This is a genomic window from Micromonospora sp. NPDC049139 (genome assembly GCF_055586845.1).
Genome location: NZ_JBVJHK010000002.1, coordinates 509,749 through 536,356, shown reverse-complemented (window position 1 = coordinate 536,356; position 26,608 = coordinate 509,749). Strand labels below are relative to the sequence as shown.

Genomic DNA, 26,608 nt, shown 5'->3' with positions numbered 1-26,608 from the left:
AAGCTCGGACGGGGGCGGTGGCGTGAGACCGGTGTGGCGGGTCGCGGACGTACGCGCGGCGGAGGCGGCGCTGATGGCCACCCTTCCGCCCGGGACGCTGATGAAGCGGGCCGCCGCCGGGCTGGCCCGCCGCTGCGCGCTGCTGCTCGCCGACCGGGGCGGGGTCTACGCCGCCCGGGTGCTGCTGCTCGTCGGCTCCGGCGACAACGGCGGCGACACGCTCCTGGCCGGCGCGCACCTGGCCCGTCGCGGTGCGGCCGTGTCGGCGCTGCTGCTCAGTCCCGGCCGGGCGCACGCCGAGGGGCTGGGCGCGCTGCGGGCCGCCGGCGGGCGGATCGTGGACCGGCCGCCGGCGACGGTCGACATGGTGCTGGACGGCATCGTCGGGATCGGCGGGCGGGGCGGGCTCCGGGACACCGCCGACCAGCTCGCCGCCAGCCTGGTGCGGCACTGCGGGCGCGACGGAGCCCCCGCCACCGTGGTCGCGGTGGACGTGCCCAGCGGCGTCGCCGTCGACACCGGGGACGTGCCGCTGACCGCCACCGGGCGGCCGAGCGCCGTCCGCGCCGACGTGACGGTCGCGTTCGGCGCGCTGAAGCCCGCGTTGGTGGTGGGCCCGGCCGCCGCGCTCGCCGGTCAGGTGGAACTGGTCGACATCGGGCTGGAGCCGTGGCTGCGCGGCAGCCCCGCGCTGCGCGTGACCGAGTGGTCGGACGTTGTGGACTGGTGGCCCCGGCTCGGCCCGGCGTCGGAGAAGTACACCCGGGGCGTGGTGGGCCTGGCCACCGGCTCGGCCACCTACCCCGGCGCGGCGGTGCTCTCGGTCGCCGGGGCGCTGGCCGGCCCGACCGGCATGGTCCGCTACGCCGGCTCCGCCCGGGCCGACGTGCTGCACCGGCACCCCTCGGTGATCGCGGCCGGCCGGGTCGCCGACGCGGGGCGGGTGCAGGCCTGGGTCTGCGGCTCCGGGCTGGGCACCGGCGAGGAGGCGGCCCGGGAACTGCGCGCGGTGCTCTCCGCCCCGGTGCCCGTGGTGCTCGACGCCGACGCGCTGACCCTGCTGGTGGACGGCTCGCTCGCCGACCGGCTGCGCAAGCGGGACGCCCCGATCGTGGTCACCCCGCACGACCGCGAGTTCACCCGGCTCTGCGGGGAGACGCCGGGCGCCGACCGGGTGGCGGCCACGCTGCGGCTGGCCGCCTGGATGAACGCCGTGGTGCTGCTCAAGGGCGACCGCACGGTGATCGGCACGCCGGACGGCCGGGTGTACGTCAACCCGACCGGCACCCCGGCGCTGGCCACCGGGGGCACCGGCGACGTGCTGGCCGGGCTGCTCGGCTCGCTGCTCGCGGCCGGGCTGGCGCCGGAGCGCGCGGCGGCCTCGGCCGCGTACCTGCACGGGCTGGCCGGTCGGGAGGCGGCCCGGGGCGGGCCGGTGACCGCGCCCGACGTGGCCGACGCCCTCCGCCCGGTCCTCGCCCGTCTCGGCTGATCGCAGCGGCTCCGCTCTCGGCCGACCGCAGCGGCTCCGCCGGCCTGGGCCGGGGAGATCAGCGCGGAAAGTAGGCTGGGGGCATGTGGCAGGCCGAGGTGCGGGTGGATCTGGACGCGATCCGCGAGAACGTGAGCCGGCTGCGGGCCGGCACCGCCGCCGAGCTGATGGCGGTGGTCAAGGGCGACGGCTACGGCCACGGCATGGTTCCGGCGGCCCGCGCCGCGCTGGACGCCGGGGCGGACTGGCTGGGCGTCTGCACGCTGGACGAGGCGCTGACGCTGCGCCGGGCCGGGATCACCGTGCCGGTGCTGGCCTGGCTCCTCGCGCCCGGGCTGCCGCTGCACGAGGGGGTCGCCGCCGGGGTCGACCTCGGCGCCGCCAGCCTGCCCCAGCTCGACGAGATGGTCGAGGCGGGCCGCGCGGCCGGGCGACCGGCCCGGCTGCACCTCAAGATCGACACCGGGCTGTCCCGGGGCGGCGCGACCGTCGCCGACTGGCCGGCCCTGCTCGACGCCGCCGCCAAGGCGCAGGCCGACGGCCTGGTCGAGGTGGTCGGGGTGTGGAGCCACTTCGTCTACGCGGACTCGCCCGGGCACCCGACCATCGACCGCCAGCTCGCCGTCTTCCACGAGGGCATCGGCATGGCCGAGCAGGCCGGCCTGCGGCCCCGCTACCGGCACCTGGCCAACTCCGCCGCCACGCTGACCCGACCGGACGCGCACTTCGACCTGGTCCGGCCCGGGCTCGCCGTCTACGGGCTCTCCCCGGTGGCCGGCGAGAGCTACGGGCTGCGCCCGGCGATGACCGCGCGGGCCCGGGTGATGCTCGCCAAGCGCGTCCCCGCCGGCTCCGGCGTCTCGTACGGGCACACCTACACCACCGAGCGGGAGGCGAACCTGGCCGTGGTGCCGCTCGGCTACGCCGACGGGGTGCCCCGGCACACCTCCAACAGCGGACCGGTGCAGCTCGGCGGCCGGCGGCGGCAGATCTCGGGCCGGGTCTGCATGGACCAGTTCGTGCTCGACTGCGGCGACGACCCGGTGGCCGCCGGCGACGTGGCCACGCTCTTCGGCAGCGGCGCCGACGGCGAGCCCACGGCCGACGACTGGGCCGAGGCGGCCGGCACCATCAACTACGAGATCGTCACCCGGTTCGGCAGCAGCCGGGTGCCCCGCGTCTACGACGGCGAGCGCCCGTGACGTCCCGTTCCCGGATTCCGCTGCCCCGCTCCGGGCACGCCCGGGCCGCCGTGGGCGCGCTGGCCGCCGTCGGCGTCGCCGCCGCCGGGCTCGCGGCCGGCGTCGCCACCGAACGCGCCCTGGTCCGCAAGCTCAAGTCCGACCCCACCGACCGGTACGCCGACGAGGTCTTCGGCGAGCAGCGGTACGACGAGGCGTTCCGGCTGGAGATGCCCGACGGCACCGACATCCACGTCGAGGTGGTCGAGCCGACCCGGCCGACGCCCGGCAACCCGACCGTGGTGCTGGTGCACGGCTTCTGCCTGGACATGGGCACCTTCCACTTCCAGCGCAAGCTGCTCGCCGAGCGGGGCGAGCACCGGATCGTCGCGTACGACCAGCCGGGGCACGGCCGGTCCGGGCGGCTGGAGACGGGCGAGTACGACCTCACCGCGCTCGGCCGGACGCTGCGCGAGGTGATCGACCGCGTCGCCCCGGAGGGGCCGCTGGTGCTCGTCGGCCACTCGATGGGCGGCATGACGATCATGGCCTTCGCCGAGCTGTTCCCGGAGCTGTTCGGCGACCGGGTCGTCGGCACCGTGCTGATGGCCACCTCGGGTGGCCTGCTCGCCGAGACCAAGCTGGTGGCGCCGGCCCTGCTCGGCCGGGTCGGCGCGCCCGTGCTCTACATGGTCGGCAACGTCACCCGCTACGGCGGCACGGTGATCGACCGCGCCCGCAGGTCCACCACCAACGTGGCCTGGCTGCTCACCCGCAGGTACGGCTTCGGCACCCGCCACCCCAGCCCGGCCCTGGTGTCGTACGTCGAGACGATGAACTCGCGCACGTCCGCCGACACGGTGACGCGCTACCTGCGGACGCTGGCGACGCACTCCCGGTATCCGGCGCTCGCCGCGTTGGCGGGCACCCCCGTGCTGGTGGTCGTCGGCGACAAGGACATGATCACCCCGGTGACCCACTCGGAGGAGATCGTCCGGCGGCTGCCGCACGCCGAGTTCGTCAAGATCTCCGACAGCGGGCACGTGGTGATGCTGGAGCACGCCGACGAGGTCAACGCGGCACTGACGCGCTTCCTGGAGGAGCTGTGACGCAGGTCGTCGAGCTGCCGACGGTCGACGACACCCACGGGTTCGGGCGGCGGCTGGCCGGGCTGCTGCGCGCCGGCGACCTGCTGCTGCTCACCGGGCCGCTGGGCGCCGGCAAGACCGCGTTGACCCAGGGCATCGGGGCCGGGCTCGGGGTGCTCGGCGACATCACCTCGCCCACCTTCGTGATCGCCAGGGTGCACCGGCCGGACCCGGCCCGGGGCGGCACGGTGGCGCTGGTGCACGCCGACGCGTACCGGCTGGGCGACGCGGCCGATCCGCGCGCCGAGATCGACGACCTCGACCTGGACGCCTCGGTGGACGAGTCGGTGACCGTGGTCGAGTGGGGCGAGGGCCTGGTCGAGCAGCTGGTGGAGGCGCACCTGCGGGTGCGCGTCGACCGGCGCGACGACGACACCCGGGTGGTCGAGCTGGAGCCGGTCGGCGGCGACTGGGCGCAGCGGCTCGCCGCCCTCGGGTGAGCGCTGTCGTACCGTCTGCCTAGAGTGCGCGGGACGGATTCGACAGGCGAAAGGTTGCCGATGCCCGACGACGCCCCCACCCTGGACCTGCTGGCGCTGCTGCCGGAGGACTGGCGTGCCGTGCTCACCCCGCACCTCGACCCGGCCCGCACCGCCGAGCTGGCCGCGTTCGTCGCCGGGGAATACGCGACCCGCACCGTCTTCCCGCCGGTCGACGACCTCTTCTCGGCCTACCGGCTCTGCGCGCCGGCCGACTGCCGGGTGCTGATCCTCGGGCAGGATCCCTACCACAAGGCGGGGCAGGCGCACGGGCTCAGCTTCAGCGTCCGCGAGGGCGTGAGCGTGCCGCCGTCGCTGCGCAACGTCTTCAAGGAGCTCGGCGAGGACGTCGGCGTGCCGAAGCCGCGCAGCGGCAACCTGAGCGGCTGGGCCGCGCAGGGCGTCCTGCTGCTCAACTCGGTGCTCACCGTCCGCGAGGCCACGCCCGGCTCGCACGCGAACCGCGGCTGGGAGGAGTTCACCGACGCCACCATCCGGGCGCTCGACGCGCTGGACTCCCGGGTGGTCTTCCTGCTCTGGGGCGGCTACGCGCGCAAGAAGGCCGCGCTGGTCACCAACCCGCAGCACGTGGTGCTGGAGGCCGGGCACCCCAGCCCGATGAACCCGCGCGGCTTCCTGGGCAGCCGGCCGTTCAGCGCGGCCAACAAGGCCCTCGCCGACGCGGGCCTGCCCACGGTCGACTGGGAACGTTCGGCCGGCTGACGAAGTCCGCAAGCTGCGCGTCACCGGGCGGTGACCGTGCGCTGTAGCCTGTTGCCTCCAGCGGTCGGCGAGCCGGGAGGCGGCGGATGACGGCGACGGTCAGCGACGAACGGTGGCGGGTGGCGCGGACGGCCCTGGCGGACCAGACCGACCGCTTCGTCGATCTGGTCCGCGCCGCCCCGCCGCAGGCCATGGCCACGGCCCACTGGTCGGTGGCGGACACGCTCGCCCACGTCGGCACCATCGCCTGGTTGTACGTCTGTCTGGTGGATCCGGAGCGCCCGCTCCCGCCGGTGCCGGGCTTCGACGGGCTGCTCCCCGAGACCAGCGTCGACACGGTGGCGGGCTTCAACGACGTGCTGCTCGGCCACCTCACCGAGCGCGACCCGCAGTTCCTGCTCGACCGGTTCCAGGCCGACGTGAAGCAGTTCCTGGCCGCCTGCGAGGAGCGGCGCCCCGACGAGACGGTGTCGTGGCTCGGCGGGGCGCAGGTCCCCCTCGCCGGGCTCTGCGCACACCTGGTCAACGAGGTGCTCATCCACGGCCACGACATCGCCCGCGCCACCGGACTGCCGTGGGAGGTGCCCAGCCCGCACGCCGCGCTCTTCCTGGAGCTGTTCCTGGCCGGCGTGGTCCGGCACGGCTACGGGCGGCTGATCGACGGCGGCCCGCCGCCGAGCGAGCGCCGGATCGTGGTCGAGTTCCGCTCGGCGTACGCGGCCCCGGTCCGGCTGCTGCTGCACCGGGGCCGGGTGTCGTTCGCCGAGCCGGACGCCCGGCCCGACGCCGTGGTCGACCACGACCCCGCCACGCTCAACCTGATGATGTTCGGCCGGATCAGCCGGGCCCGGGCGGTGCTCACCGGCAAGGTGCGCGTGAGCGGGCGGCGCCCCTGGCTCCTGCCCGCCTTCCTGCGCAAGTTCCGTACCCCGAGCTGACCCGCGTCGCCGGGGCCGACGAGGGGGCCGGCTAGGCTGGCATACCGTGCTCGTACTGGTGGTGGACAGCTCGACGCCCGCGGTGACGGCGGCGCTGGTGGAGGTCACGGCGGACGGCGTCGCGACCCGGGCGCACCGCTGCACGGTCGACGCCCGCGCCCACGGCGAACTGCTCGCCCTGCAGGTCGACGCGGTGCTCGCCGACGTCGACGCCCGCCCGGCCGACCTGGGCGCGATCGTCGCCGGGCTCGGCCCCGGCCCGTTCACCGGGCTCCGGGTGGGGCTGGTCACCGCCGCCACCATGGGCCAGGTGCTGGGCGTGCCGACGTACGGCGTCTGCTCGCTGGACGCCGTCGGCCACCCGGCGGCCGCCGGCGAGCCGGTGCTGGCGGCGAGCGACGCGCGGCGCCGGGAGATCTACTGGGCGGTCTACGACGGCGCGGGCCAGCGGATCGTCGGGCCGGAGGTGTCGGCCCCGGCGGTCGCCGCCGAGCGCGCCCGCGGCCTGGCCGTCACGGTCGCGGTCGGCGACGGCGCGCACCGGTACGCGGACACCCTCGGCCTGCCCGTGCGGGCCGAGCCGCGCTACCCGGACGCCGGCGTCCTGGCGACCCTGGCCGCCGAGCGGATCCGGGCCGGCGCCCCCAGCGAGGCGCTCACCCCGCTCTACCTGCGCCGGCCGGACGCCGTGGCGGCGACGGCCCGCAAGCCGGTCCTGCCATGACCGGCGTGCGCCTGCAACGGTTCCGGTGGTGGCACATCGACGAGGTGCTGCCGATCGAGGCGGACCTGTTCGGCGCCGAGCAGTGGTCGGCGGCGATGTTCTGGAACGAGCTGGCCAACGGGCACTTCTACCTGGTCGCCACCGACGACGACGGCGCCGTGCTGGGCTACGCCGGGCTCACCGCGGCCCCGCCCGACGAGGCGTGGGTGCAGAACATCGCGGTGCGCCGGGACGCCCAGCGGCGCGGGGTCGGCCGGCTGCTGCTGGAGGCGCTGCTCGCCGAGGCGGCCCGGCTCGGGTCCCGCAGCACCCTGCTGGAGGTCGCGGCGGACAACGCCCCGGCCCAACTGCTCTACGCGGCGTACGGCTTCGAGCCGATCGGCGTGCGGCGCGGCTACTACCAACCGAGCAACACCGACGCGCTGGTCATGCGGCGCACCCGGGAGGTGGGCGATGACTGACGAACCCCTGGTCCTCGGCATCGAGACGTCCTGCGACGAGACCGGCGTCGGCATCGTGCGGGGGCACACGCTGCTGGCCGACGCGCTCGCCTCCAGCGTCGAGCAGCACGCCCGGTTCGGCGGGGTGGTGCCCGAGGTGGCCAGCCGGGCGCACCTGGAGGCCATCGTGCCGACCATGGACCGGGCGCTGAAGGAGGCGGGGGTGACCCTCGCCGACATCGACGCGATCGCGGTCACCTCCGGCCCGGGGCTGGCCGGCGCGCTGCTGGTCGGGGTGGCCGCCGCCAAGGGCTACGCGCTCGCCGCCGAGAAGCCGGTCTACGGCGTCAACCACCTGGCCGCGCACGTCGCCGTGGACACCCTGGAGCACGGCCCGCTGCCCGAGCCGGCGATCGCCCTGCTGGTCTCCGGCGGGCACTCCTCCCTGCTCCTCGTCGACGACCTGGCGCGGGGCGTCACCCCGCTCGGCGCCACCATCGACGACGCGGCCGGCGAGGCGTTCGACAAGGTGGCCCGGCTGCTGGGCCTGCCGTTCCCCGGCGGGCCGTACATCGACCGGGAGGCCCGGGCCGGCGACCCGGCGGCCATCGGCTTCCCGCGCGGCCTGACCGCCGCCAAGGACCTCGCCGCCCACCGCTACGACTTCTCCTTCTCGGGACTGAAGACGGCGGTGGCCCGCTGGGTCGAGGCGCGGCAGCGGGCGGGCGAGCCGGTGCCGGTCGCCGACGTGGCCGCGTCCTTCCAAGAGGCGGTCTGCGACGTGCTGGTGCGCAAGGCGCTGGACGCCTGCCGGGCCAACGGCGTCGAGACGCTGGTGATCGGCGGCGGCGTGGCGGCCAACTCGCGGCTGCGGGCGATGGCCGAGCACCGCGCCGCCAAGGACGGCATCCGGGTCCGGGTGCCCCGACCGAAGCTCTGCACGGACAACGGCGCGATGGTCGCCGCCCTCGGCTCGCACCTGGTCGCCTCGGGTGTCGCGCCGAGCCGGCTGGACCTGCCCGCCGACTCGGCCATGCCGCTGACCACCGTCAGCGTCTGAAACTCGGGGACGGATGACGTGATCGTGCGGATGTGGGAGGCGCGGGCCGAGCCGTACGGCGTCGCCGACCTGATCACCTGGGTGTGCGACACGGCGCTGCCGGAGTTCGAGCACGACCCGATGCACCTGTCCAGCGAGGTGTTCTCCTCCACGGACCACCGGGTGGTGGTCATCTCCAAGTGGCGCAGCAATCCCCGCCCGCTGCCGGAGCCGCCGGCGATGCTGCTCGCCCGCCCGGCACACTCGTGGGACTTCACCCAGGTCGACCGCTGACCGGCGGGCGCCGCCGTCCGACGTGGATCGGGGCGCGCCGCCGCCCTTCGACGTGAGCCGAAGCACGTCGCAGCGGTAATTGGTTGGCGGCGCTGCCCGTGGCCCGCCTAGCGTCGGTGGGTCATGCGTTTCTCACCGGCCGGTGACCCCGGCGTACCCGACACCCGCTCGGCGACCCGCTACCTGGTTTGGCTGGCCGGGCGGCACAAGTTGCTGTTCACCGTCGGCATCCTGCTCGGCGTCGTCTGGATGGTCGCCCAGGCGCTGGTGCCGGCGGCCGTCGGCCGGGCCGTCGACGGGCTCACCCGCGGGGACGAGGACGCGCTGCTCACCTGGGGGCTGGTGCTGCTGGGCCTGGGCGTGCTCCAGGCGGTCGCGGGGATCCTGCGGCACCGCTGCGCGGTGCACAACTTCCTCGCCGGGGCGTACCGGACGGTGCAGTTGACCGTGGGCGCGGCGAACCGGCTCGGCGCCGCGCTGCCGCGCCGGGTGGCCGCCGGCGAGGTGGTGAGCATCGGCACGGCCGACATCAACCAGATCGGCTCGGCGATCGACATCACCGCCCGGGGCACCGGCGCCGTCGTCGCGATCGTGACCGTCGGGGTGATCCTGCTCGGCGCCTCCCTGCCGCTCGGGCTGGTCGTGGTGCTCGGCGTGCCGCTGCTGATGGCGGTGGTCGGGCTGCTCATCCGGCCCCTGCACCGGCAGCAGCAGGCCTACCGGGACTCCGAGGGGGCGCTGACCACCCGGGCCGGCGACATCGTCTCCGGGCTGCGGGTGCTGCGTGGCGTCGGCGGCGAGCCGATGCTTTCCGCCCGCTACCGCGCGCGGTCCCAGGCGCTGCGCGCCGACGGCCTCCGGGTGGCCCGGGTCGAGTCGCTGCTGGAGGCGGCGCAGGTGCTGCTTCCCGGCGCGTTTCTGGTGCTGGTCACCTGGCTCGGCGCCCGGTTCGCGCTGCGTGGCGAGATCAGCGCCGGCCAGCTCGTGGCGTTCTACGGCTACACCGCGTTCCTGGTCAGCCCGCTGCGGCAGCTCACCGAGGCGGTGGACAAGCTGACCCGGGGGCACGTCGCCGCCCGGCGCGTGGTGCGGCTGCTGCGGCTCGACCCGGAGCTGGTGGACCCGCCCCGCCCGGCGGCGCTGCCCGACGGCCCCGGTGAGTTGGTCGACGTGGAGTCGGGCGTGACCCTGCGGGCCGGCCGGTTCACCGCGCTCGCCGCGACCGCGCCCGAGGACGCGGCGGCGATCGTGGACCGCCTCGGCAGGTACGTCGACTCGGACGCGATGCTGCACGGCGTACCGCTGCGGGCGCTGCCGCTGGCGACGGTGCGGGAGCGGATCCTGGTGGCCGACAACAACGCGCACCTGTTCACCGGCCCGCTGCGCGCGGAGCTGGACCCGCACGACCGGGCCGACGAGGCGGCGATCGCGGCGGCGCTGGCGGCGGCGAGCGCGACGGACATCGTGGAGGCCCTGCCCGACGGGCTGGCCAGCGCCGTGGCCGAGCGGGGGCGGGAGTTCTCCGGCGGCCAGCAGCAGCGGCTGCGGCTGGCCCGGGCGCTCGTCGCCGACCCGGAGACCCTGCTGCTGGTCGAGCCGACCAGCGCCGTGGACGCGCACACCGAGGCCCGCATAGCCGAGCGGCTCGGCGCGGCCCGGGCCGGCCGGACCACCCTGGTCTGCACCACCAGCCCGCTCGTGCTGAGCCGCGCCGACCATGTGATCTTCGTGGAGGACGGCAAGGTGGTAGCCGAGGGGGCGCACACCGCACTGCTCGACGGCGAACCGCGCTACCGGGCGACGGTCAGCCGGGGGGAGGACTGATGGCCGCCGCACTGCCGGTCGCCGACGCGCGCCAGGTGCGCCGCTACGCCCGGAGGCTGGTGCGCCGGCACCCGCGCGCGCTCGGTGTGGCGCTCGGCCTGCACGCCCTGGCCGCGGCGGCCGGCCTGGTCGCGCCGTGGCTGCTCGGCGACCTGGTCGAGGGGATCTCCCGGGGCACGACGGGCGTCACCGTCGACCGGATCGCGCTGCTGATCGCCGGCTTCGTGCTGGCGCAGTCGGTGCTGGTGCGGTTCGCCCACCTGGCGTCGGCGCGGCTCGGCGAGCGGGTGCTGGCCGAGCTGCGCGAGGAGTTCGTCGACCGGATCCTGGCGCTGCCGCTGGCCACCGTGGAGCGGGCCGGGACGGGCGACCTGCTCACCCGGACGTCCCGGGACGTCTCCGCGCTGTCCCGGACGGTCCGGTTCGCGGTGCCCGAGACGCTGATCGCGGTCGTCACCGGCTGCTTCATCGTCGGCGCGCTGCTCCTGGTCAACCCGCTGCTCGCGGTGCCCTGCCTGGTCGCGGTGCCGCTGCTGTGGGCCGGCACCCGGTGGTACCTGCGCCGCGCCCCGGACGGCTACCTGCGGGAGAACGCCGCCTACTCCGACATCACCGACGGGATCAGCGAGACCGTCGAGGGCTCGCGCACCACCGAGGCGTTGCGGCAGGAGGCGCGCCGCCGGGCCCGCACCGACGCCGACATCCGCCGGTCGTACGCGGCCGAGCGCTACACCCTGCGGCTGCGCACGGTGTTCTTCCCGGTCACCGAGATCGGCTACGTGGTGCCGGTGGTCGCCACGCTGATCATCGGCGGCTGGTTCCACCTGAAGGGTTGGGTGAGCCTCGGCGAGGTCACCGCCGCCACGCTCTACGTTCAACAACTGATCGACCCGGTCGACCGGCTGCTCTCCTGGCTGGACGAGCTGCAGGTCGGCGGCGCCTCGCTGGCGCGCCTGCTCGGGGTGGCCGACGCCGACGCCCCGACCACGTCCCCGGCCCCGGCCGGGTCGTCGACGCGAGCCGGCGTCAACGTGCCGACGGGCGACCGGCGGCTCGCCGCCCGGGACGTCCGGTACGCGTACCGGACGGGGCGGGACGTGCTGCACGGGGTGACCCTGGTGCCGGAGCCGGGGGAGAAGCTGGCGATGGTCGGCCCCTCGGGTGCCGGAAAGTCCACCCTCGGCCGGCTGCTCGCCGGGGTGCACGCGCCCCGTTCCGGCTCGGTCACCGTGGCGGGACGGCGGCTCGACGAGCTGCCCCTGGCCGAACTGCGGACGCACGTCGCGCTGGTCACCCAGGAGCACCACGTCTTCATCGGCACGCTGCGGGACAACGTGGCGATGGTCCGGCCGGGCGCCGACGAGGCGGCCGTCCGGTCGGCGCTGGCCGCCGTCGACGCGCTGGACTGGGCCGACGCGCTGCCGGACGGGCTCGACACGGTGGTCGGGGCCGGTGGGCACCCGCTGTCGCCCGCGCAGGCGCAGCAGTTGGCGCTGGCCCGGCTGGTGCTGGCCGACCCGCACACGCTGGTGCTGGACGAGGCCACCTCGCTGATCGACCCCCGGGCCGCCCGGCATCTGGAGCGCTCCCTCGCGGCCGTGCTCCAGGGCCGGACGGTGATCGCCATCGCGCACCGCCTCTTCTCGGCGCACGACGCCGACCGGGTCGCGGTGGTCGAGGACGGCCGGATCATCGAGATCGGCCCGCACGACGAGCTGGTCGCCGCAGGCGGTTCCTACGCGGCCCTCTGGCGCTCCTGGCACGGCACCCGCTCCTGACGCCGACCGGCCGCCACCGGCCCTGACGTCGCGCCGTCCGGCACGCGCTCCTGACGTCGCGCCGTCCGTCACCCGTTCGACGGTTCGGCGGTGCCGCGTCCGCGTGCCGTACCACGATGTTGCCAGTGGCAGGCGACCGCGCGCCCGCCACTGCGGCGCGGCCGGCGGGTGACGGGGGAGCGACGTGGGCGGTCTCGAACTCATCGTGGTGCTGGGCGTCACGGTGCTGGTCGGCACCACCCTCGGCGGGCGGTACAGCGTGGCGCCCCCGGTCCTGCTCATCACGGCGGGCGCGCTGTTGGCGCTCCTGCCGCCGCTGTCGCACGTGGTGCTGGAGCCCGAGGTGGTGCTGCTGCTGTTCCTGCCGGCGATCCTCTACCGGGAGAGCATCACCACCAGCCTGCGCGAGATCCGCACCAACCTGCTGGCGATCACGCTGCTGGCGGTGGGGCTGGTGGTGGCGACGATGGTCGCCGTGTCGCTCGTCGCGCAGCGGCTCGGCATCGACCCGGCCGCGGCCTGGGTGCTCGGCGCGGTGCTCGCGCCTACCGACGCCGCGGCGGTCTCCGGCCTGGCCAAGCGGATGCCGCGCCGCATCCTCACCACCCTGCACGCGGAGAGCCTGATCAACGACGGCACCGCGCTGGTGCTCTTCACCGTCGCGGTGGGCCTGATCGTCGGGGGCACCGAGCCGAGCGCGCTCGGGCTGGCCGAGCGGTTCGTCGGCGCGTCGGCCGGGGGCGTCCTCGCCGGCCTGCTGGTCGGCTGGGCGGTGATCGTCGTCCGGCGACGCCTCGACGATCCGCTGCGCGAGGGCGCGCTGAGCGTCCTCACGCCGTTCGTCGCGTTCCTCCTCGCCGAACTCGTCCACGCCAGCGGGGTGCTGGCCGTGGTGGTCGCCGGCCTCGTGCTCTCCTACGCGGCACCCCGGGTCGTCCGGGCCCGGTCCCGGGTGCTGGCGTACGCCTTCTGGGACCTCGCCACGTTCCTGGTCAACGGGGGGCTCTTCGTGCTCCTCGGGATGCAGATCCCGCGCGCGCTGCGCGGCCTCACCAGCCTGTCGACGGCGCGGGCGCTGGCCATCGCGGTCGTGGTGACCTGCGTCGTCGTGGCGACGCGGATGCTCTGGATCCACCTGGCGGCGTTCGGTTTCCGGGCCGCCAACCGCCGCCCGTCGCTGGCGGGCGAGCAGGTCGACTGGCGGGTGCGTACGGCGGCCGGGTGGGCGGGGTTCCGGGGCGCGGTGTCCCTCGCGGCGGCCCTCGCGGTGCCGGTGACGACCCCCACCGGCACGCCCGTCCACGGGCGTGACCTGATCATCTTCACGACCGCCGTCGTCATCCTGACGACGATGCTGATCCAGGGCACCACGCTGCCGGCCGTCGTCGGGTGGGCGGGCCTGGTCGGCGACACCCGGCGCGTCGACGAACGGCGCCTGGCCCGGACGCGGGCCACCGAGGCCGCCCTGGCGGCGCTGCCCGAGGTCGCCGACCGGCTCGGCGCCGGGCCGGACGCGGTCGACCGGATCAGGGCCGACTACGAGCAGCACCTCGACGACGTCCGCTCCGCCGACCGGGGCCGGTCGGCGGAGCAGGCCCGGGACCTCGACCGGCGGCTGCGGCTCGCCGTACTGGAACACAAGCGCCGCGAGATCACCAGGTTGCGGGACACGAACCAGATCGACGACATCGTGCTCCGGGACGTGCAGGCCGTCCTCGACATCGAGGAGATCCGGCTGCTGGGACCGGAGCCGAACGAGTAGCGGGCAGTGGTACGGACCGGGCATCCCATCAGTTCACGGAACCGGTCCTCGGCCTTCCTGGTGACGCTGCGTCTTCCCGGCCTGGCGTGACCCTGGGCGTGCCGGCGGCCGGCCGACCGGTCAGCCGACGTCGAGCGGGTCGGCGAGCAGCCGTTCGAAGGCCAGCTCGGCGGCGCCGATTAGCGCCGCGTCGTCGCCCAGCTTCGGGGTGCGCAGCCGGACGTGCTCCAGGCAGGCCGGCAGGGCGATCGAGTTGAGCCGGCTGCGCACCTGGGCGGCGGCGGCGAGGTAGAGGTCCCGCATCGTGCCGCCGAAGATGACCATCTCCGGGTTGAAGATGTTGACCAGGTTGGCCACCCCGAAACCGAGCCAGTCGCCGGCCTGGCGGACCGCCGTCTGCGCCCGGGCGTCACCGCGGTCGGCGGCGTCGAAGACGGCCAGCAGCGCGTCCCGGCCCCGCGCGTCGGTGCGTCCGGCCGCGCGGAGCAGCCCGTGCTCGCCGATCTGGGTCTCCCAGCAGCCTCGCGAGCCGCACTCGCAGGGCGGGCCGTCGCGGACGACCACCATGTGTCCGACCTCGCCGCTGTAGCCGCCGTGCCCGGTCAGCCGCCGCCCGCCGGCGATGATGCCGGCGCCCACGCCCACGTCCCCGTACAGGTAGATGACGTTGTCGCAGCCGGCCGCCACGCCGCGCGCGTGCTCGGCGAACGCCGCCACGTCGGCCACGTTGCCGACCGTGACCGGCACCTCGCAGCCCAGCTCGGCGGCGAGCGCCGCGCCGATCGGCTCGTCCACCCAGCCGGTGGTCGGTCCCAGCCGGACCAGGCCGTCGTCGCGGCGGACCATGCCGCAGACCGCGACGCCCGCGCCGACGCAGACCGAGTCCGCCGGCACCGTCTGCTGCATCTCCTTGACCGCGCCGGCCAGCAGCGGGGCGGCCTCCGCGGCGGTCAGACCCCGGGGGCGGGCCAGCTCCCGGCGGTCGAGCACCGCGCCGCCGAGGCCGACCCGCGCGGCCCGCAGCCGGTCCACCTCGATGCTGTACGCGTACGCGTGCACCCGCTCCGACTCGGGCCGGACGACCAGCGACGGTCGCCCGGCCCGGCCGGTCTCCTTCGGCGCCCCCTCGCTGACCAGCCCGGCACCGGCCAGGTCGGCGGTCAGCGCACCGATGGTGCTGCGGTTGAGCCCGAGCGTGGTGGTGAGTTCCGCACGGGTGGTCGCCCCGTGCACGTGCACGTACCGCAGCAACGCGCCCAGGTTCTGCCGGCGGATCTCGTCCTGGCTGGGGCCTGCGCGCATCGCTGTCGTCACTTCCGGTGCCGCGCGTCAGCGGTTGCCGGTGGCGGCGGAGCGCCGGCGGGAGAACGCGTCCACGCTCGCGGCGAGCAGCAGCACCACGCCGGTGACCACGTACTTCACCCCCGAGCTGTATCCCATCAGGCCCATCCCGTTGTCGATGACCGCGACGACCGCGCCACCCAGGACGGCGTCGAGCACCCGGCCCTTGCCGCCGAAGAGGCTGGTGCCTCCGATGACCGCCGCGCCGACCGCGTAGAGCAGTACGTTACTGCCACCCGTGTTCGGGTCCACCGAGTTGGCCCGGCTGGCGGCGACGATGCCCCCGACGGCCGCCATCGAGGAGCAGATCACGAAGACCGAGATGCGGATCCGGTCCACGTCGATGCCCGCCCGGCGCGCCGCCTCCTTGTTGCCGCCCACCGCGTAGACGTGCCGGCCGTAGCTGGTGCGCTGGAGCACGAACGTCCAGAAGACCAGCAGCACCGCGATGATCGGCACCACGATCGGCACGCCCTTGAGCGAGCTGATCACGACGTTGCGGCTGCGCTCCAGGTTGAGGATGAAGACCGCCGCCCCGAGGACGAGCGCCAGCCCGCCGATCCGGGCGAACACCACCGCGATCGGGTCGGTGACCAGCCGCCGGGAGGCCCGCGTACGGTGCCGGAGCAGCTGCACGGCCGCGTAGCCGGCGACCGCCACGGCGGCCAGCAGCCAGCCGAGGACGGGGGAGAGGTTGCGGTTGGCGATGGCCACCAGCACCTCGTCGCGGACGGAGATGTTGGTGCCCTCCTCCATCAGCATCAGCACGATGCCCTGGAAGGCGAGGAACCCGGCGAGGGTCACCACGAAGGACGGGATGCCGATCTTCGCGACCAGGAAGCCGAGGACGGTGCCGATCACCACGCCGGTGACGATCGCGGCGAGCACGGCCACGTACCACGGGTGGCCGAGCACGGTGACGACGTTGGCGAGGATGGCGGCGCAGACCCCGCTGGCGAAGCCGGCGGAGAGGTCGATCTCGCCGAGCAGCAGGACGAAGACCAGGCCCATCGCGATCAGCGTGACCGCGGCGCCCTGGGTGAACAGGTTGGCGAAGTTGCCGGCGGTGAGGAACGACGGCCGCATGATCGAGAAGACCGTGCAGAGCACGACCAGGCCGAGCACGGCGGGCAGTGCGCCGATGTCGCCGCCGCGGACCCGGCTGACGTAGCTGCGGACGTGGCTGCGGAGGGTGGGCGGTGCGGTGACGGCCGCCCGGCCGTCCTTCCGCACGACGGTCGTGATCATCGGAGGCCTCCTGCGTTGCTGCCGGCCGGCCCCGCGCCGTGGCCGTTGCCGCCGTTGGCCGGGTCGGCGGCGAGCCCGTGCCCGCCGGAGCGGCCGGCGGTGATCAGCTCGACCACCTGCGCGTGGGTGATGTCGGTGGTCTTCACCTGGGCGACCATCTGGCCGAGGTAGAGCGCGGCGATCCGGTCGGAGACGGCGAAGACGTCGTTCATGTTGTGCGAGATGAGCACCACGGCCAGGCCGTTGTCGGCGAGCCGGCGGACCAGTTCGAGCACCTGGGCGGTCTGCGCGACGCCGAGCGCGGCGGTCGGCTCGTCGAGGATGACGAGCCTGCTGTTCCAGAGCACGGCCTTGGCGATCGCGACGGTCTGGCGCTGGCCTCCCGAGAGGCTGGAGACGTGCTGCCGCAGCGACTTGACGGTCCGTACGCTCAGCCCGGCGAGGGTGTCGGCGGCCATCTGCTCCATGGTCGGCTCGTCGAGCACGATGCCGTTGCGCTTCTCCCGGCCGAGGAACATGTTCTGCACGATGTCGAGGTTGTCGCAGAGCGCGAGGTCCTGGTAGACGACCTCGATGCCGAGCGCGGCGGCGTCGCGGGGGCTGTTGATGGTCACCGGCCGGCCGTCGAAGAGGAACTGGCCGGCGTCGGTGGGATGGATGCCGCTGATGCACTTGACGAGGGTCGACTTGCCGGCGCCGTTGTCGCCGACCAGCGCGGTCACCTCGCCGGGGTGGGCGGCGAAGGCGACGTCGCGCAGGACCTGGACGGGACCGAATCTCTTGTCGATCCCGCGTAGTTCCAGCAGGGGGGGTGCGGACACGGGGGTCTCCTTCAGACGGAGGGGAGGTCTCGGGTCCCGTCGGCGCGAGCCGCCGCCCGGCACAGGGGGTCCGTGCCGGGCGGCGTGCGCGTGGATCGGGTACGGGTCAGCTGATGCCGGCGTCGGCGCAGAGCTTGGCGTACGTCCCGGCGCAGACCTCGTCCTTGGTGACGTAGCCGTCGGCGATGACGTCCTTGACGTTCTCCTTGTAGATCGCCTTCGGGGTCAGCAGCACCGCCGGGACGTCCCGGCCGCCCTCCGGGTCCTTGACCGTCTGCGGGGTGTCCTTCTTCACACCCTTGGCCACCGCGATGGCCAGCTCCGCGGCGGCGTCGGCCTCCTGCTTGACCGCCTTGTACACGGTCATGCACTGGTCGCCGGCGAGGACGTGTTGCAGGCCCTGCGGGGTGGCGTCCTGGCCGGTCACCGGGACCTTGCCGTTGAGCTTGTTCTTCTTCAGCACCGAGATGGCCGCGTTGCCGAGGCCGTCGTTGGCCGCGAGCACGCCGTCGATCTTGCCGCCGGTCTGGGTGAGCATCTGCTCGAAGATGGTGGCGGCCTGGGCGTTGTCCCACTCCGGGACGTTCTGGTCCGGGCCCTTGGTGTATTCCTTCGAGTCGAACTTCGGCTTGAGCACCGAGTCGTACCCGTTCTTGAACAGGGTCGCGTTGTTGTCGGTCGGGGCGCCGTTGAGGTAGGCCACGACCGGGTTCTTGGCGCCCTTGTCGGTGAGGCACTTGCTGAGGCCCTCGCCCTGGAGCTTGCCGACGGCCTCGTTGTCGAAGCTGACGTAGTAGGTGGCCGAGCCGCCCAGGGTGAGCCGGTCGTAGTCGATCGTCGCCACGCCCTGGGACTTGGCCTTGTCGAGCACGGCCTTGCCGGTGCCGGAGTCCAGGTTGACGATCATCAGGGCGGTCACGCCGTTGGTGATCATCTGGTCGGCGATGGTCTGGAACGCGTTCTTGTCGCCCTGGGCGTTCTGGATGTCGTACTCGACGCCGGCGGCCTTGAACGCCTCCTCCAGGAACTTGCGGTCCGCGCCCTCCCACCGGGCGGAGGACTTGCTGTCCGGCAGGATCACGCCGATCTTCGGGGCCTTGTCGCTGCCGCCAGCCTGGTCACCGCTGCCGGAGTCGTCGCCGCAGGCGGTCATGCCGCCGGTGGCGAGCAGGCCCACGGCGGCGAGGGTGAGGAAGCCCTTGCGCATGTGCAGGGTCCTTTCGGGGGTGGGGGATGATGCTGGTTTGTTGTGTCCGGCAACGTATTCCGCGTCACACTGTGGGCACAAGAGTGCCGAGGTGGCGAGTTTGTTGTTGGCAGTAACAATTCAGCAACGTCCCTGTCACCCGGCCGTCGCCCCACGCGGGAGCGCTCTCCCGCCGGCTCGGGGAGCGGCGCAGCTCAGCGGGCGGACAGCGGGGCCGTGGCCGCCCCGGTGAGGGCGACCAGATCCTGCGGGGCGAGTTGGAGCTGGAGGCCGCGCCGGCCCGCCGAGACGTAGACGGTGGGGTGGTCGAGCGCCGACGAGTCGAGCACCGTGGGCAGCCGCCGGCGCTGGCCGAGCGGGCTGATCCCGCCGCGCACGTAGCCGGTGACCCGTTCGGCCACCGCCCGGTCGGCCATGGCGGCCCGCTTGCCGCCGACCGCCGCGGCGAGCGCCTTGAGGTCCAGCTCGCCGGTGACCGGCACGACCGCCACGGTCAGCGCGCCGTCGACCTCGGCGACCAGCGACTTGAACACCCGCTCCGGCGGCACCCCCAGCGCCGCCGCGACCAGCGCGCCGTAGTTCGGCGCGTCGGGGGAGACGTCGTACGGATGCGTGCTGTGGGCGATCTTCCGCTTCGTCAGCAGCGCGGTCGCCGGAGTGCCCTGTCCCGCCATGACCGTCAAGTTAACCCGGGCCCGGGTGGCCGCGAGCCGATAAGGCCGGCTACCCGACCGGCCGGCAGACCAGCGCCGTCGGCGCCCCGGCGACCCGGGTCAGCACCAGGCTGGCCGCCTCGTCGCCGGCCAGCCGCAGGTCCCGCCGCAGCTTCTCCGGCTCCAGCGCGGAGCCGCGCTTGAGGATCTCCACCCGCCCGACCCGGCGGTCCCGCAGCAGCGCCCGCAGCCGCTTGAGCGAGAACGGCAGCACGTCGGTGACCTCCAGGCAGCGGGCGAACGGGGTCGCCGCCGGGGCGTCCGCGTAGAGGTAGGCGATGCTCGGGTCGGCCAGCGTCGCGTCGAGGGCACCCGCCAGCTCCGCGACCAGGTGCGCGCGGACCACCGCCGGGTCCGGGTCGTACAGGAAGCGGCGGACCGGCCCGACCGGCGCCTCGGCGTCGCCGGAGCCGGTCACCTGATAGCAGGGGACCCTTCCTCTACCGGAGGCGTTAACAGGGGACCCTTCCTTACCGCGCAGCAGGGTGGCCCGGCGGGGGACCTCGGCGAGCCGGCCGCACCACAGCGCCGCCTCGACCAGGTCGCCGTCCGCGCTCACCCACTCCGCCTCGGCGCCCGCGGGGATCAGCGCGTGGTCGATCCCGGGCGCCACCTTCACCACCGTGTACGGCACCCGCGCGGCCAGGCCGACGACGAAGTCCCAGGGCGGGGAGTAGGCGTTCGGGTCGAAGACCCGCCGCCCGGTGCCCGCCTTCCGCCGCGCCGGGTCGCAGAACACCCCGTCGACCCGGCTGACGTCGAACGCCGTGGCGTCGCCGCACTCCACCGTGAACAGTTCGGCCAGCCCGGCCGCCTCCGCGTTGGCGGCGGCCATCGCGGCGGTCACCGGGTCGGCCTCCACCCCGTACACCCGGATGCCGGCCCGGGCGGCGGCGAGCGCGTCCGCGCCGAGGCCGCACCCGAGGTCGGCCAGGGTGCGCACGCCGGCGGCGCGCAGCCGGCGTGCGCGCCGCGCCGCGACGGTGCCGCGGGTGGCCTGCTCCAGCCCGGCCCGGGTCAGGAACATCCCCGCCGCCGCCGGCCCGAACTTGCCGACCGCCCGGCGGCGCAGCTCGGCCTGGGTGAGTGCGGCCGCCGCCAGCGCGGGCGGCATTCCGGCCGAGCGGAGCGCGGCCGCCGCGGCCAGCGGGTCGCTGCCGGCCACCCGCGCGGCCGCGTCGAGCGCGACCGACCCCTCGGGCGTACGCAGGGCGGCGAACTGGTCGAGGTCCACGCGGTCATTCTGGCCGCCCGGCCCGACGCGCCGGCCGGCGGGTTGGCACTCTCCTTGACGGAGTGCTAGCCGAGGAATAACCTGCGATTAGCACTCTCACCCCGAGGGTGCCAGCTTCCGGGCTGTCAGGCCCGGGCGCTGAACGCCAGGCGGACCGGCACCCGCGACGACGGCCCCGCCCGGTGGCATGTGGCAGATTGACGCCGGTCGGCATGCCGACCGGTAACGAAACCAGTACCCCAGGAGGGTATGCCCGTGACTACCGCGACCAAGGTTGCGATCAAGCCGCTCGAGGACCGGATCGTGGTCCAGGCGAACGAGGCTGAGACCACCACGGCGTCGGGCATCGTGATCCCCGACACCGCCAAGGAGAAGCCGCAGGAGGGCACCGTCCTCGCTGTCGGCCCGGGCCGGATCGACGACAAGGGTAACCGCGTGCCGGTCGACGTCAAGGTCGGCGACACCGTCCTCTACTCGAAGTACGGCGGCACCGAGGTCAAGTACGCCGGCGAGGAGTACCTGGTGCTCTCCGCCCGCGACGTCCTCGCGGTCATCGAGAAGTAAGCAACCGATCAGTGTCGTTGCCCCGGTCCGGCTCGCCGGGCCGGGGCAACGTCGCTTCGAAGGGACATTCATGGCGAAGATCCTGAGCTTCTCGGACGACGCCCGGCACCTGCTCGAGCACGGTGTCAACGCCCTCGCGGACGCGGTCAAGGTGACCCTCGGCCCGCGCGGGCGCAACGTCGTCCTGGACAAGAAATTCGGTGCGCCCACGATCACCAACGACGGCGTGACCATCGCCAAGGAGATCGAGCTCACCAACCCGTACGAGAACCTCGGCGCGCAGCTGGTCAAGGAGGTGGCGACCAAGACCAACGACGTCGCCGGCGACGGGACCACCACCGCCACCGTGCTGGCCCAGGCGATGGTCCGCGAGGGCCTGCGCAACGTCACGGCCGGCGCCAACCCGGCCGGCCTCAAGCGGGGCATCGACGCGGCGGCCGCCAAGGTCTCCGAGGCGCTGCTCGGCCGCGCGGTCGAGGTCGCCGACAAGAAGTCGATCGCGCACGTCGCGACCATCTCCGCGCAGGACGCCACCATCGGCGAGCTGATCGCCGAGGCGATGGAGAGGGTCGGCCGCGACGGTGTCATCACCGTCGAGGAGGGCTCCGCGCTCACCACCGAGCTGGACGTCACCGAGGGCCTCCAGTTCGACAAGGGCTTCATCTCGCCGAACTTCGTCACCGACGTGGAGGGGCAGGAGTCGGTCCTGGAGGACCCGTACATCCTGATCACCACCCAGAAGATCTCGGCGATCGAGGAGCTGCTGCCGCTGCTGGAGAAGGTCCTCCAGAACAGCAAGCCGCTGCTGATCATCGCCGAGGACGTCGAGGGCCAGGCGCTGTCCACCCTGGTGGTCAACTCGATCCGCAAGACCCTCAAGGTCTGCGCGGTCAAGGCCCCGGGCTTCGGCGACCGCCGCAAGGCGATGCTCCAGGACATGGCGATCCTCACCGGCGCCGAGCTGGTCGCCCCGGAGCTGGGCTACAAGCTCGATCAGGTGGGCCTGGAGGTGCTCGGCAGCGCCCGCCGCGTGGTGGTCGACAAGGAGAACACCACGATCGTCGACGGCGGCGGCCAGGCGGGCGAGGTCGCGGACCGGGTGGCCCAGATCCGCAAGGAGATCGAGGCCTCCGACTCCGACTGGGACCGGGAGAAGCTCGCCGAGCGGCTGGCCAAGCTGTCCGGCGGCATCGCGGTCATCAAGGTCGGTGCCGCGACCGAGGTCGAGATGAAGGAGCGCAAGCACCGCATCGAGGACGCGATCGCCGCGACCAAGGCCGCGGTCGAGGAGGGCACCGTCCCGGGCGGCGGCGCCGCACTGGCGCAGATCCTGCCGGCGCTGGACGACGACCTCGGCTTCACCGGTGACGAGAAGGTCGGCGTCTCGATCGTGCGCAAGGCGCTGGTCGAGCCGCTGCGCTGGATCGCCCAGAACGCCGGCCACGACGGCTACGTCGTGGTGCAGAAGGTCGTCGGCAAGGAGTGGGGCCACGGCCTCGACGCCGCCAGCGGCGAGTACGTCGACCTGGCGAAGTCCGGCATCCTCGACCCGGTGAAGGTGACCCGCAACGCGGTCAGCAACGCCGCGTCGATCGCCGGCCTGCTGCTCACCACGGAGAGCCTCGTGGTGGAGAAGCCGGAGAAGGCCGAGCCGGCCGCCGCCGGTGGGCACGGCCACGGCCACGGTCACGGCCACCAGCACGGCCCGGGCTTCTGACCCTCGCCGTACGCCTAGTCGGGGCGCACCGTCCGCGTGACGGTGCGCCCCGACGCCTTTCGGGGGCGGCGCGCCTTCGTGGACCGGGGACGGCGCGACGCCGCGCCCCGGGCGGGGGCGCGGCGTCGGTGTGGTCCTCGGGTGGCCGGGCTCAGGCGATCTTGCGCTGGGCCGGGACGGTCGACTTGTGCGGCCGGCCCAGGCGGGCCTCCAGGCGGGCGATGTCGACCCGGCTCTGCCGGCGGTCGGCCAGGTCCTCCCAGCCGACGGCGAGCAGCCGCAGCCGCTCCGACTCGCTGAAGCCGCCCCACACGCCGTACGGCTCCCGGACGGCGAGGGCGTGCGCGGCGCACTCGGCCCGGACGGGGCAGGTGCGGCAGACGGCCTTGGCGCCGGACTCGCGGCGCAGGCGCGACGAGCCGCGCTCGCCGTCGGGGTGGAAGAACTGTGCGCTGTCCCGGCCCCGGCAGGCACCGAGCCGCTGCCAGTCCCAGAGATCGACGATGGGTCCGGGCAGTCTACGTACGTTCGACATCAGCACCCCTCCTCCCGCGCGGCACCGCGGAGATCCATGTGAACCGGCGTCCGGGCGGCGGTCCGCGCAGGCGCGCCGTTTCCGGCCTGGATGCTCCCTACCCGAGCCTTCCCCGGCTCACACTTCTGTGATCGAAAACCTTGGGCAACTAGCGGCATATGCCCTACTTGTCGGAAAAGTTCGGAGGATTGCCGGGAACCTCCTCGCGACCGGACTCGGTCATGGTCTGCTCGTGGGCGGAGAGGAGACCACTGTGCGTACGGTTCTCGTGTGCGTTCGGACACCGCTTGCGGCGCAGCATCTGACGTCCGCGGCGGCCCGGCTCGGGCTGTCCGCCGTCGTGCGGACCGCTGTCTCCGATCCCGAGGTGATGTTGCGTCTGGCCGAGCGTCCGGCCGACGTGGTGCTGGCGGACACGGCCCTCACCCGGCCGGACAGCGCGGGCTTCGTGCGCCGGGTGCTCGCCCGCGCGCCGCAGGCCTCGGTGCTGCTGCTCGGCACCGAGGAGTCGGAGGCGGCCGCCGCCACCATCAGCGCCGGCGCCCGGGGCCTGATCCAGGGCGCGGACCACGACCTGACCAGCGCGGTCGCCAAGGCCCTGCTGCTGCTCGTCGCCCCCGGCCGGGCGACCCGGAGCCGGGTCACCGACCCGGCGCGGGACGCCGCGGCGGTCGGCGGGCCCGCCCGCGCCACCCCGGCCGGCCGGCCGCCGGCCGACCCCGGCCCCGCCTGGTCGGCCCCGTCCGCAGACGGCGCGGGCGGGGCGCCGACCGTGGTGCCGGCGCAACGCGGCGACGACCCCGCCGACCCGGCCGACCCGGCCGGTGAGCCGGCGGAGGCGGTGCCCGCGGGGCAGCGGGGCGCGTCCGGCGCGCGCGGCGGCCGGTCCCAGATCGGGCTGACCGAGCGCGAGCTCCAGGTGCTGCTCGGCATGGCGGAGGGCAAGAGCAACGCGGAGATCGGCCGCGAGCTGTTCGTCTCGGAGGACACGGTGAAGACCCACGCCCGCCGGCTGTTCCGCAAGCTCGGCGCCCGGGACCGCGCGCACGCCGTGGCCGCCGGTTTCCGCGCCGGGCTGGTGGCCTGAGCCCGGGCTGCCGGGCTGGTGGGCTGAGCCCGGCGCGCCTGGCCGATGGGCTGGCGAGCGCGGCCGCCGGCTGCCGCTCGGTGCCGAGCGCGCGGCGCCGGGCCGGTGAACTGCCGGGGGTGGCCGACGGCCGGTGCCCCCACGGCGGCGGCCGTGCCTCAGCTCTCCGTGCCGTGCTCCTCGTCCGAGCCCTCGGTCAGGGTGTCGTGCACGCCGTCCGCGTAGCCCCGGGCGTAGTCCCAGGTGACGTAGTGGTCCGGATCGGGGTCGTAGGCCGGCTCGTGCACCCGGGGCCGCCCGGAGCTGAGCAGGTGACGCAGGTTGCCCCGGAGCAGGTCCCAGTCGAAGTAGTGCGGCTCCCGGCAGTCCTCGCACTCGATCACCAGCCCGCGCACCCCGATCGGTGCCAGCAGCGCCTGGTAGATCTCCAGGTCGGCGAGGTCCTCCAGCACGTCCTGCCGCTCGACGTCGGTCAGCGGGTCGAGCGGGGCGTCGTCGCCCGGATCGTGCAGACCGGCGGCCGGGTCGGCCGGGTCGCCGTTGAAGGGGTCGATGGGCTCGTCGTGCACCCCCTCACCGTAGACCCAACGCCGGGGCCGCGTCCGCCCCCGGGCCGTCGGTGACCTGCGCCGCCACCGGCGGGGGCGGCCCAGGTCAGTGGGTACGATGGGACGACGCGCAGTCACCCGGCGTGCGCCGGCGCCCGCCCGCGCCACCTCGCTGAAGCCCGTCCGAGCAGCTCAGGGGAGCAATAGTGGAAATTTCGCCCAGCACCGATCTGCCGACCGCCGCCGACAGCGGCGAGCTGGGCGGCCACCTGCCGGAGTTGCCCGCCGGCTCGGCCCGGGTGGTCCCGCTCGGCCTGACCTTCGACGACGTGCTGCTCCAGCCGGGCGAGTCGGACGTGGTGCCCAGCCGGGTCAACACGGTGACGAAGCTGACCCGCAACATCAACCTGAGCGTCCCGCTGCTCTCCAGCGCGATGGACACGGTGACCGAGGCGCGGATGGCGATCGCGATGGCCCGCCAGGGCGGCATCGGCGTGCTGCACCGCAACCTCTCCCTGGAGGACCAGGCCCTCCAGGTCGACCTGGTCAAGCGCTCCGAGTCCGGCATGATCACCAACCCGGTGACCGCCAGCCCCAACGACACCCTGCGGGACGTCGACGCGCTCTGCGGGCGCTACCGCATCTCCGGCGTGCCCGTGGTGGACGGCGAGGGCCAGCTGGTCGGCATCGTCACCAACCGCGACATGCGCTTCGTCTCCGACCCGGCCACCCCGGTCCGCGAGATCATGACCCGCACCCCGCTGGTCACCGCCCCGGTCGGGGTGAGCAAGGACGACGCCCTGGGCCTGCTGCGCCAGCACAAGGTCGAGAAGCTGCCGATCGTCGACGAGTCGGGCCGGCTGCGCGGGCTGATCACGGTCAAGGACTTCACCAAGAGCGAGCAGTACCCGAACGCCACCAAGGACGACGCCGGCCGGCTGCGGGTCGCCGCCGCCGTCGGGGTGGGCGACGACGCGTACAAGCGGGCGCGGGCGCTGGTCGACGCGGGCGTCGACGTGCTGATCGTGGACACCGCGCACGGCCACCAGCGGGCGGTGCTGGACATGGTCCGCCAGCTCAAGAAGGACGTCACGATCGACATCGTGGGCGGCAACGTGGCCACGTACGCCGGCGCGAAGGCGCTGGTCGACGCGGGCGCCGACGGCGTGAAGGTCGGGGTCGGCCCGGGTGCCATCTGCACCACCCGGATCGTCGCCGGGGTCGGCGTACCGCAGATCACCGCGATCATGGAGGCCGCCCGCGCCGCGCGGCCGGCCGGCGTCCCCGTCATCGGCGACGGCGGCATCCAGTACTCGGGCGACATCGCCAAGGCGCTGGTCGCGGGCGCCGACACGGTGATGCTCGGCAGCCTGCTGGCCGGCTGCGAGGAGAGCCCCGGCGAGCTGATCTTCATCAACGGCAAGCAGTACAAGGCGTACCGGGGCATGGGCTCGCTCGGCGCGATGCAGTCCCGCGGGCAGGCCAAGTCCTACTCGAAGGACCGCTACTTCCAGCAGGACGTGCTCGCCGAGGACAAGCTGGTCCCCGAGGGCGTCGAGGGCCAGGTGCCCTACCGCGGCCCGCTGTCCGCCGTCGCCCACCAGCTCATCGGCGGGCTGCGCGCCGCGATGGGGTACGTCGGCGCGGAGAGCATCCCCGAGCTGCACCGCCGCGGTCAGCTCATCCGGATCACGGCGGCCGGGCTCAAGGAGAGCCACCCGCACGACATCCAGATGACGGTCGAGGCGCCCAACTACCACTCCCGCTGACC

The 26,608-nt window shown here is 74.3% G+C and carries 25 protein-coding genes; 17 read left to right on the top strand and 8 right to left on the bottom strand.

Annotation, left to right across the window (positions count from 1 at the left end; all coding sequences use genetic code 11):
- Window positions 1–22: 22 nt before the first annotated feature.
- The 13 genes from ACZ6Q9_RS06000 (at window position 23) to ACZ6Q9_RS05940 (ending at window position 13,822) form a co-directional block, all read left to right on the top strand.
- Window positions 23–1,492 carry an NAD(P)H-hydrate dehydratase gene (locus tag ACZ6Q9_RS06000; protein WP_396827987.1) on the top strand — a complete coding sequence of 490 codons (1,470 nt, stop codon included), beginning with the start codon at window positions 23–25 and terminating at the stop codon, window positions 1,490–1,492.
- An 83-nt stretch (window positions 1,493–1,575) separates the two neighbouring features.
- The gene (alr, locus tag ACZ6Q9_RS05995; RefSeq protein ID WP_393450552.1) at window positions 1,576–2,694 is read left to right on the top strand and encodes an alanine racemase; all 1,119 of its coding nucleotides are present in this window, start codon (window positions 1,576–1,578) and stop codon (window positions 2,692–2,694) included.
- A complete protein-coding gene (locus tag ACZ6Q9_RS05990) occupies window positions 2,691–3,782 on the top strand; it encodes an alpha/beta fold hydrolase (protein WP_393450555.1) in 1,092 nt (363 codons plus the stop codon). Before alr ends, ACZ6Q9_RS05990 begins: the two co-directional genes overlap by 4 nt.
- Window positions 3,779–4,261, top strand: a complete 483-nt coding sequence (tsaE, locus tag ACZ6Q9_RS05985; protein ID WP_393261568.1) for a tRNA (adenosine(37)-N6)-threonylcarbamoyltransferase complex ATPase subunit type 1 TsaE — start codon at window positions 3,779–3,781, stop codon at window positions 4,259–4,261. Before ACZ6Q9_RS05990 ends, tsaE begins: the two co-directional genes overlap by 4 nt.
- A 60-nt stretch (window positions 4,262–4,321) precedes the next feature.
- On the top strand, window positions 4,322–5,023 hold the full coding sequence (gene ung / locus ACZ6Q9_RS05980; protein WP_350704078.1) for a uracil-DNA glycosylase: 702 nt from the start codon (window positions 4,322–4,324) through the stop codon (window positions 5,021–5,023).
- Window positions 5,024–5,109: 86 nt separating this feature from the next.
- Window positions 5,110–5,961 (top strand): maleylpyruvate isomerase family mycothiol-dependent enzyme, encoded by an 852-nt coding sequence (locus ACZ6Q9_RS05975; RefSeq protein WP_396827984.1) that lies wholly within the window; start codon window positions 5,110–5,112, stop codon window positions 5,959–5,961.
- 46 nt (window positions 5,962–6,007) lie between these two features.
- The gene (gene tsaB, locus ACZ6Q9_RS05970) at window positions 6,008–6,685 is read left to right on the top strand and encodes a tRNA (adenosine(37)-N6)-threonylcarbamoyltransferase complex dimerization subunit type 1 TsaB (RefSeq protein WP_393450563.1); all 678 of its coding nucleotides are present in this window, start codon (window positions 6,008–6,010) and stop codon (window positions 6,683–6,685) included.
- A complete protein-coding gene (gene rimI, locus ACZ6Q9_RS05965; RefSeq protein ID WP_393450566.1) occupies window positions 6,682–7,146 on the top strand; it encodes a ribosomal protein S18-alanine N-acetyltransferase in 465 nt (154 codons plus the stop codon). Before tsaB ends, rimI begins: the two co-directional genes overlap by 4 nt.
- Window positions 7,139–8,185, top strand: a complete 1,047-nt coding sequence (tsaD, locus tag ACZ6Q9_RS05960; RefSeq protein WP_393296278.1) for a tRNA (adenosine(37)-N6)-threonylcarbamoyltransferase complex transferase subunit TsaD — start codon at window positions 7,139–7,141, stop codon at window positions 8,183–8,185. Before rimI ends, tsaD begins: the two co-directional genes overlap by 8 nt.
- Window positions 8,186–8,203: 18 nt before the next feature.
- A complete protein-coding gene (locus ACZ6Q9_RS05955; protein WP_393261555.1) occupies window positions 8,204–8,458 on the top strand; it encodes a hypothetical protein in 255 nt (84 codons plus the stop codon).
- 123 nt (window positions 8,459–8,581) lie between these two features.
- Window positions 8,582–10,282, top strand: a complete 1,701-nt coding sequence (locus ACZ6Q9_RS05950; protein WP_396827980.1) for an ABC transporter transmembrane domain-containing protein — start codon at window positions 8,582–8,584, stop codon at window positions 10,280–10,282.
- Window positions 10,282–12,060: an ABC transporter ATP-binding protein gene (locus ACZ6Q9_RS05945; RefSeq protein WP_396827978.1), complete on the top strand. Its 1,779-nt coding sequence runs from the start codon at window positions 10,282–10,284 to the stop codon at window positions 12,058–12,060. The genes ACZ6Q9_RS05950 and ACZ6Q9_RS05945 overlap by 1 nt, the downstream gene beginning before the upstream one ends.
- 184 nt (window positions 12,061–12,244) lie before the next feature.
- Window positions 12,245–13,822: a Na+/H+ antiporter gene (locus ACZ6Q9_RS05940; RefSeq protein WP_396827976.1), complete on the top strand. Its 1,578-nt coding sequence runs from the start codon at window positions 12,245–12,247 to the stop codon at window positions 13,820–13,822.
- A 120-nt stretch (window positions 13,823–13,942) separates the two neighbouring features.
- Here ACZ6Q9_RS05940 and ACZ6Q9_RS05935 read toward each other — a convergent pair whose 3' ends face one another.
- The 6 genes from ACZ6Q9_RS05935 to ACZ6Q9_RS05910 form a co-directional block, all read right to left on the bottom strand.
- Window positions 13,943–15,124 carry an ROK family protein gene (locus ACZ6Q9_RS05935; RefSeq protein WP_393261544.1) on the bottom strand — a complete coding sequence of 394 codons (1,182 nt, stop codon included), beginning with the start codon at window positions 15,122–15,124 and terminating at the stop codon, window positions 13,943–13,945.
- Window positions 15,125–15,151: 27 nt separating this feature from the next.
- A complete protein-coding gene (locus ACZ6Q9_RS05930) occupies window positions 15,152–16,411 on the bottom strand; it encodes a sugar ABC transporter permease (RefSeq protein WP_393450578.1) in 1,260 nt (419 codons plus the stop codon).
- Window positions 16,408–17,232, bottom strand: a complete 825-nt coding sequence (locus tag ACZ6Q9_RS05925) for an ATP-binding cassette domain-containing protein (protein ID WP_393261539.1) — start codon at window positions 17,230–17,232, stop codon at window positions 16,408–16,410. Before ACZ6Q9_RS05925 ends, ACZ6Q9_RS05930 begins: the two co-directional genes overlap by 4 nt.
- 106 nt (window positions 17,233–17,338) lie before the next feature.
- On the bottom strand, window positions 17,339–18,439 hold the full coding sequence (locus ACZ6Q9_RS05920) for a sugar ABC transporter substrate-binding protein (RefSeq protein WP_396827973.1): 1,101 nt from the start codon (window positions 18,437–18,439) through the stop codon (window positions 17,339–17,341).
- Between the two features lie 194 nt (window positions 18,440–18,633).
- On the bottom strand, window positions 18,634–19,113 hold the full coding sequence (ybaK, locus tag ACZ6Q9_RS05915; RefSeq protein WP_350704052.1) for a Cys-tRNA(Pro) deacylase: 480 nt from the start codon (window positions 19,111–19,113) through the stop codon (window positions 18,634–18,636).
- 49 nt (window positions 19,114–19,162) lie between these two features.
- The gene (locus ACZ6Q9_RS05910) at window positions 19,163–20,386 is read right to left on the bottom strand and encodes a THUMP-like domain-containing protein (RefSeq protein ID WP_396827971.1); all 1,224 of its coding nucleotides are present in this window, start codon (window positions 20,384–20,386) and stop codon (window positions 19,163–19,165) included.
- Window positions 20,387–20,635: 249 nt separating this feature from the next.
- On the opposite strand from ACZ6Q9_RS05910, the gene groES reads away from it, so the two are divergent.
- Window positions 20,636–20,950, top strand: a complete 315-nt coding sequence (gene groES, locus ACZ6Q9_RS05905; RefSeq protein ID WP_088998427.1) for a co-chaperone GroES — start codon at window positions 20,636–20,638, stop codon at window positions 20,948–20,950.
- A gap of 70 nt (window positions 20,951–21,020) precedes the next feature.
- Window positions 21,021–22,667: a chaperonin GroEL gene (gene groL, locus ACZ6Q9_RS05900; protein WP_396827969.1), complete on the top strand. Its 1,647-nt coding sequence runs from the start codon at window positions 21,021–21,023 to the stop codon at window positions 22,665–22,667.
- A gap of 151 nt (window positions 22,668–22,818) precedes the next feature.
- Here groL and ACZ6Q9_RS05895 read toward each other — a convergent pair whose 3' ends face one another.
- On the bottom strand, window positions 22,819–23,202 hold the full coding sequence (locus ACZ6Q9_RS05895; protein WP_396827967.1) for a WhiB family transcriptional regulator: 384 nt from the start codon (window positions 23,200–23,202) through the stop codon (window positions 22,819–22,821).
- A gap of 253 nt (window positions 23,203–23,455) precedes the next feature.
- On the opposite strand from ACZ6Q9_RS05895, the gene ACZ6Q9_RS05890 reads away from it, so the two are divergent.
- Window positions 23,456–24,289 carry a response regulator transcription factor gene (locus ACZ6Q9_RS05890; RefSeq protein WP_396827965.1) on the top strand — a complete coding sequence of 278 codons (834 nt, stop codon included), beginning with the start codon at window positions 23,456–23,458 and terminating at the stop codon, window positions 24,287–24,289.
- Between the two features lie 158 nt (window positions 24,290–24,447).
- Here ACZ6Q9_RS05890 and ACZ6Q9_RS05885 read toward each other — a convergent pair whose 3' ends face one another.
- Complete coding sequence (locus tag ACZ6Q9_RS05885) at window positions 24,448–24,858, bottom strand: DUF5319 domain-containing protein (protein WP_393450593.1); 411 nt, start codon at window positions 24,856–24,858, stop codon at window positions 24,448–24,450.
- Between the two features lie 185 nt (window positions 24,859–25,043).
- Here ACZ6Q9_RS05885 and guaB point away from each other — a divergent pair, with 185 nt between their 5' ends.
- The gene (gene guaB, locus ACZ6Q9_RS05880; protein ID WP_350704041.1) at window positions 25,044–26,606 is read left to right on the top strand and encodes an IMP dehydrogenase; all 1,563 of its coding nucleotides are present in this window, start codon (window positions 25,044–25,046) and stop codon (window positions 26,604–26,606) included.
- Window positions 26,607–26,608: the final 2 nt, after the last annotated feature.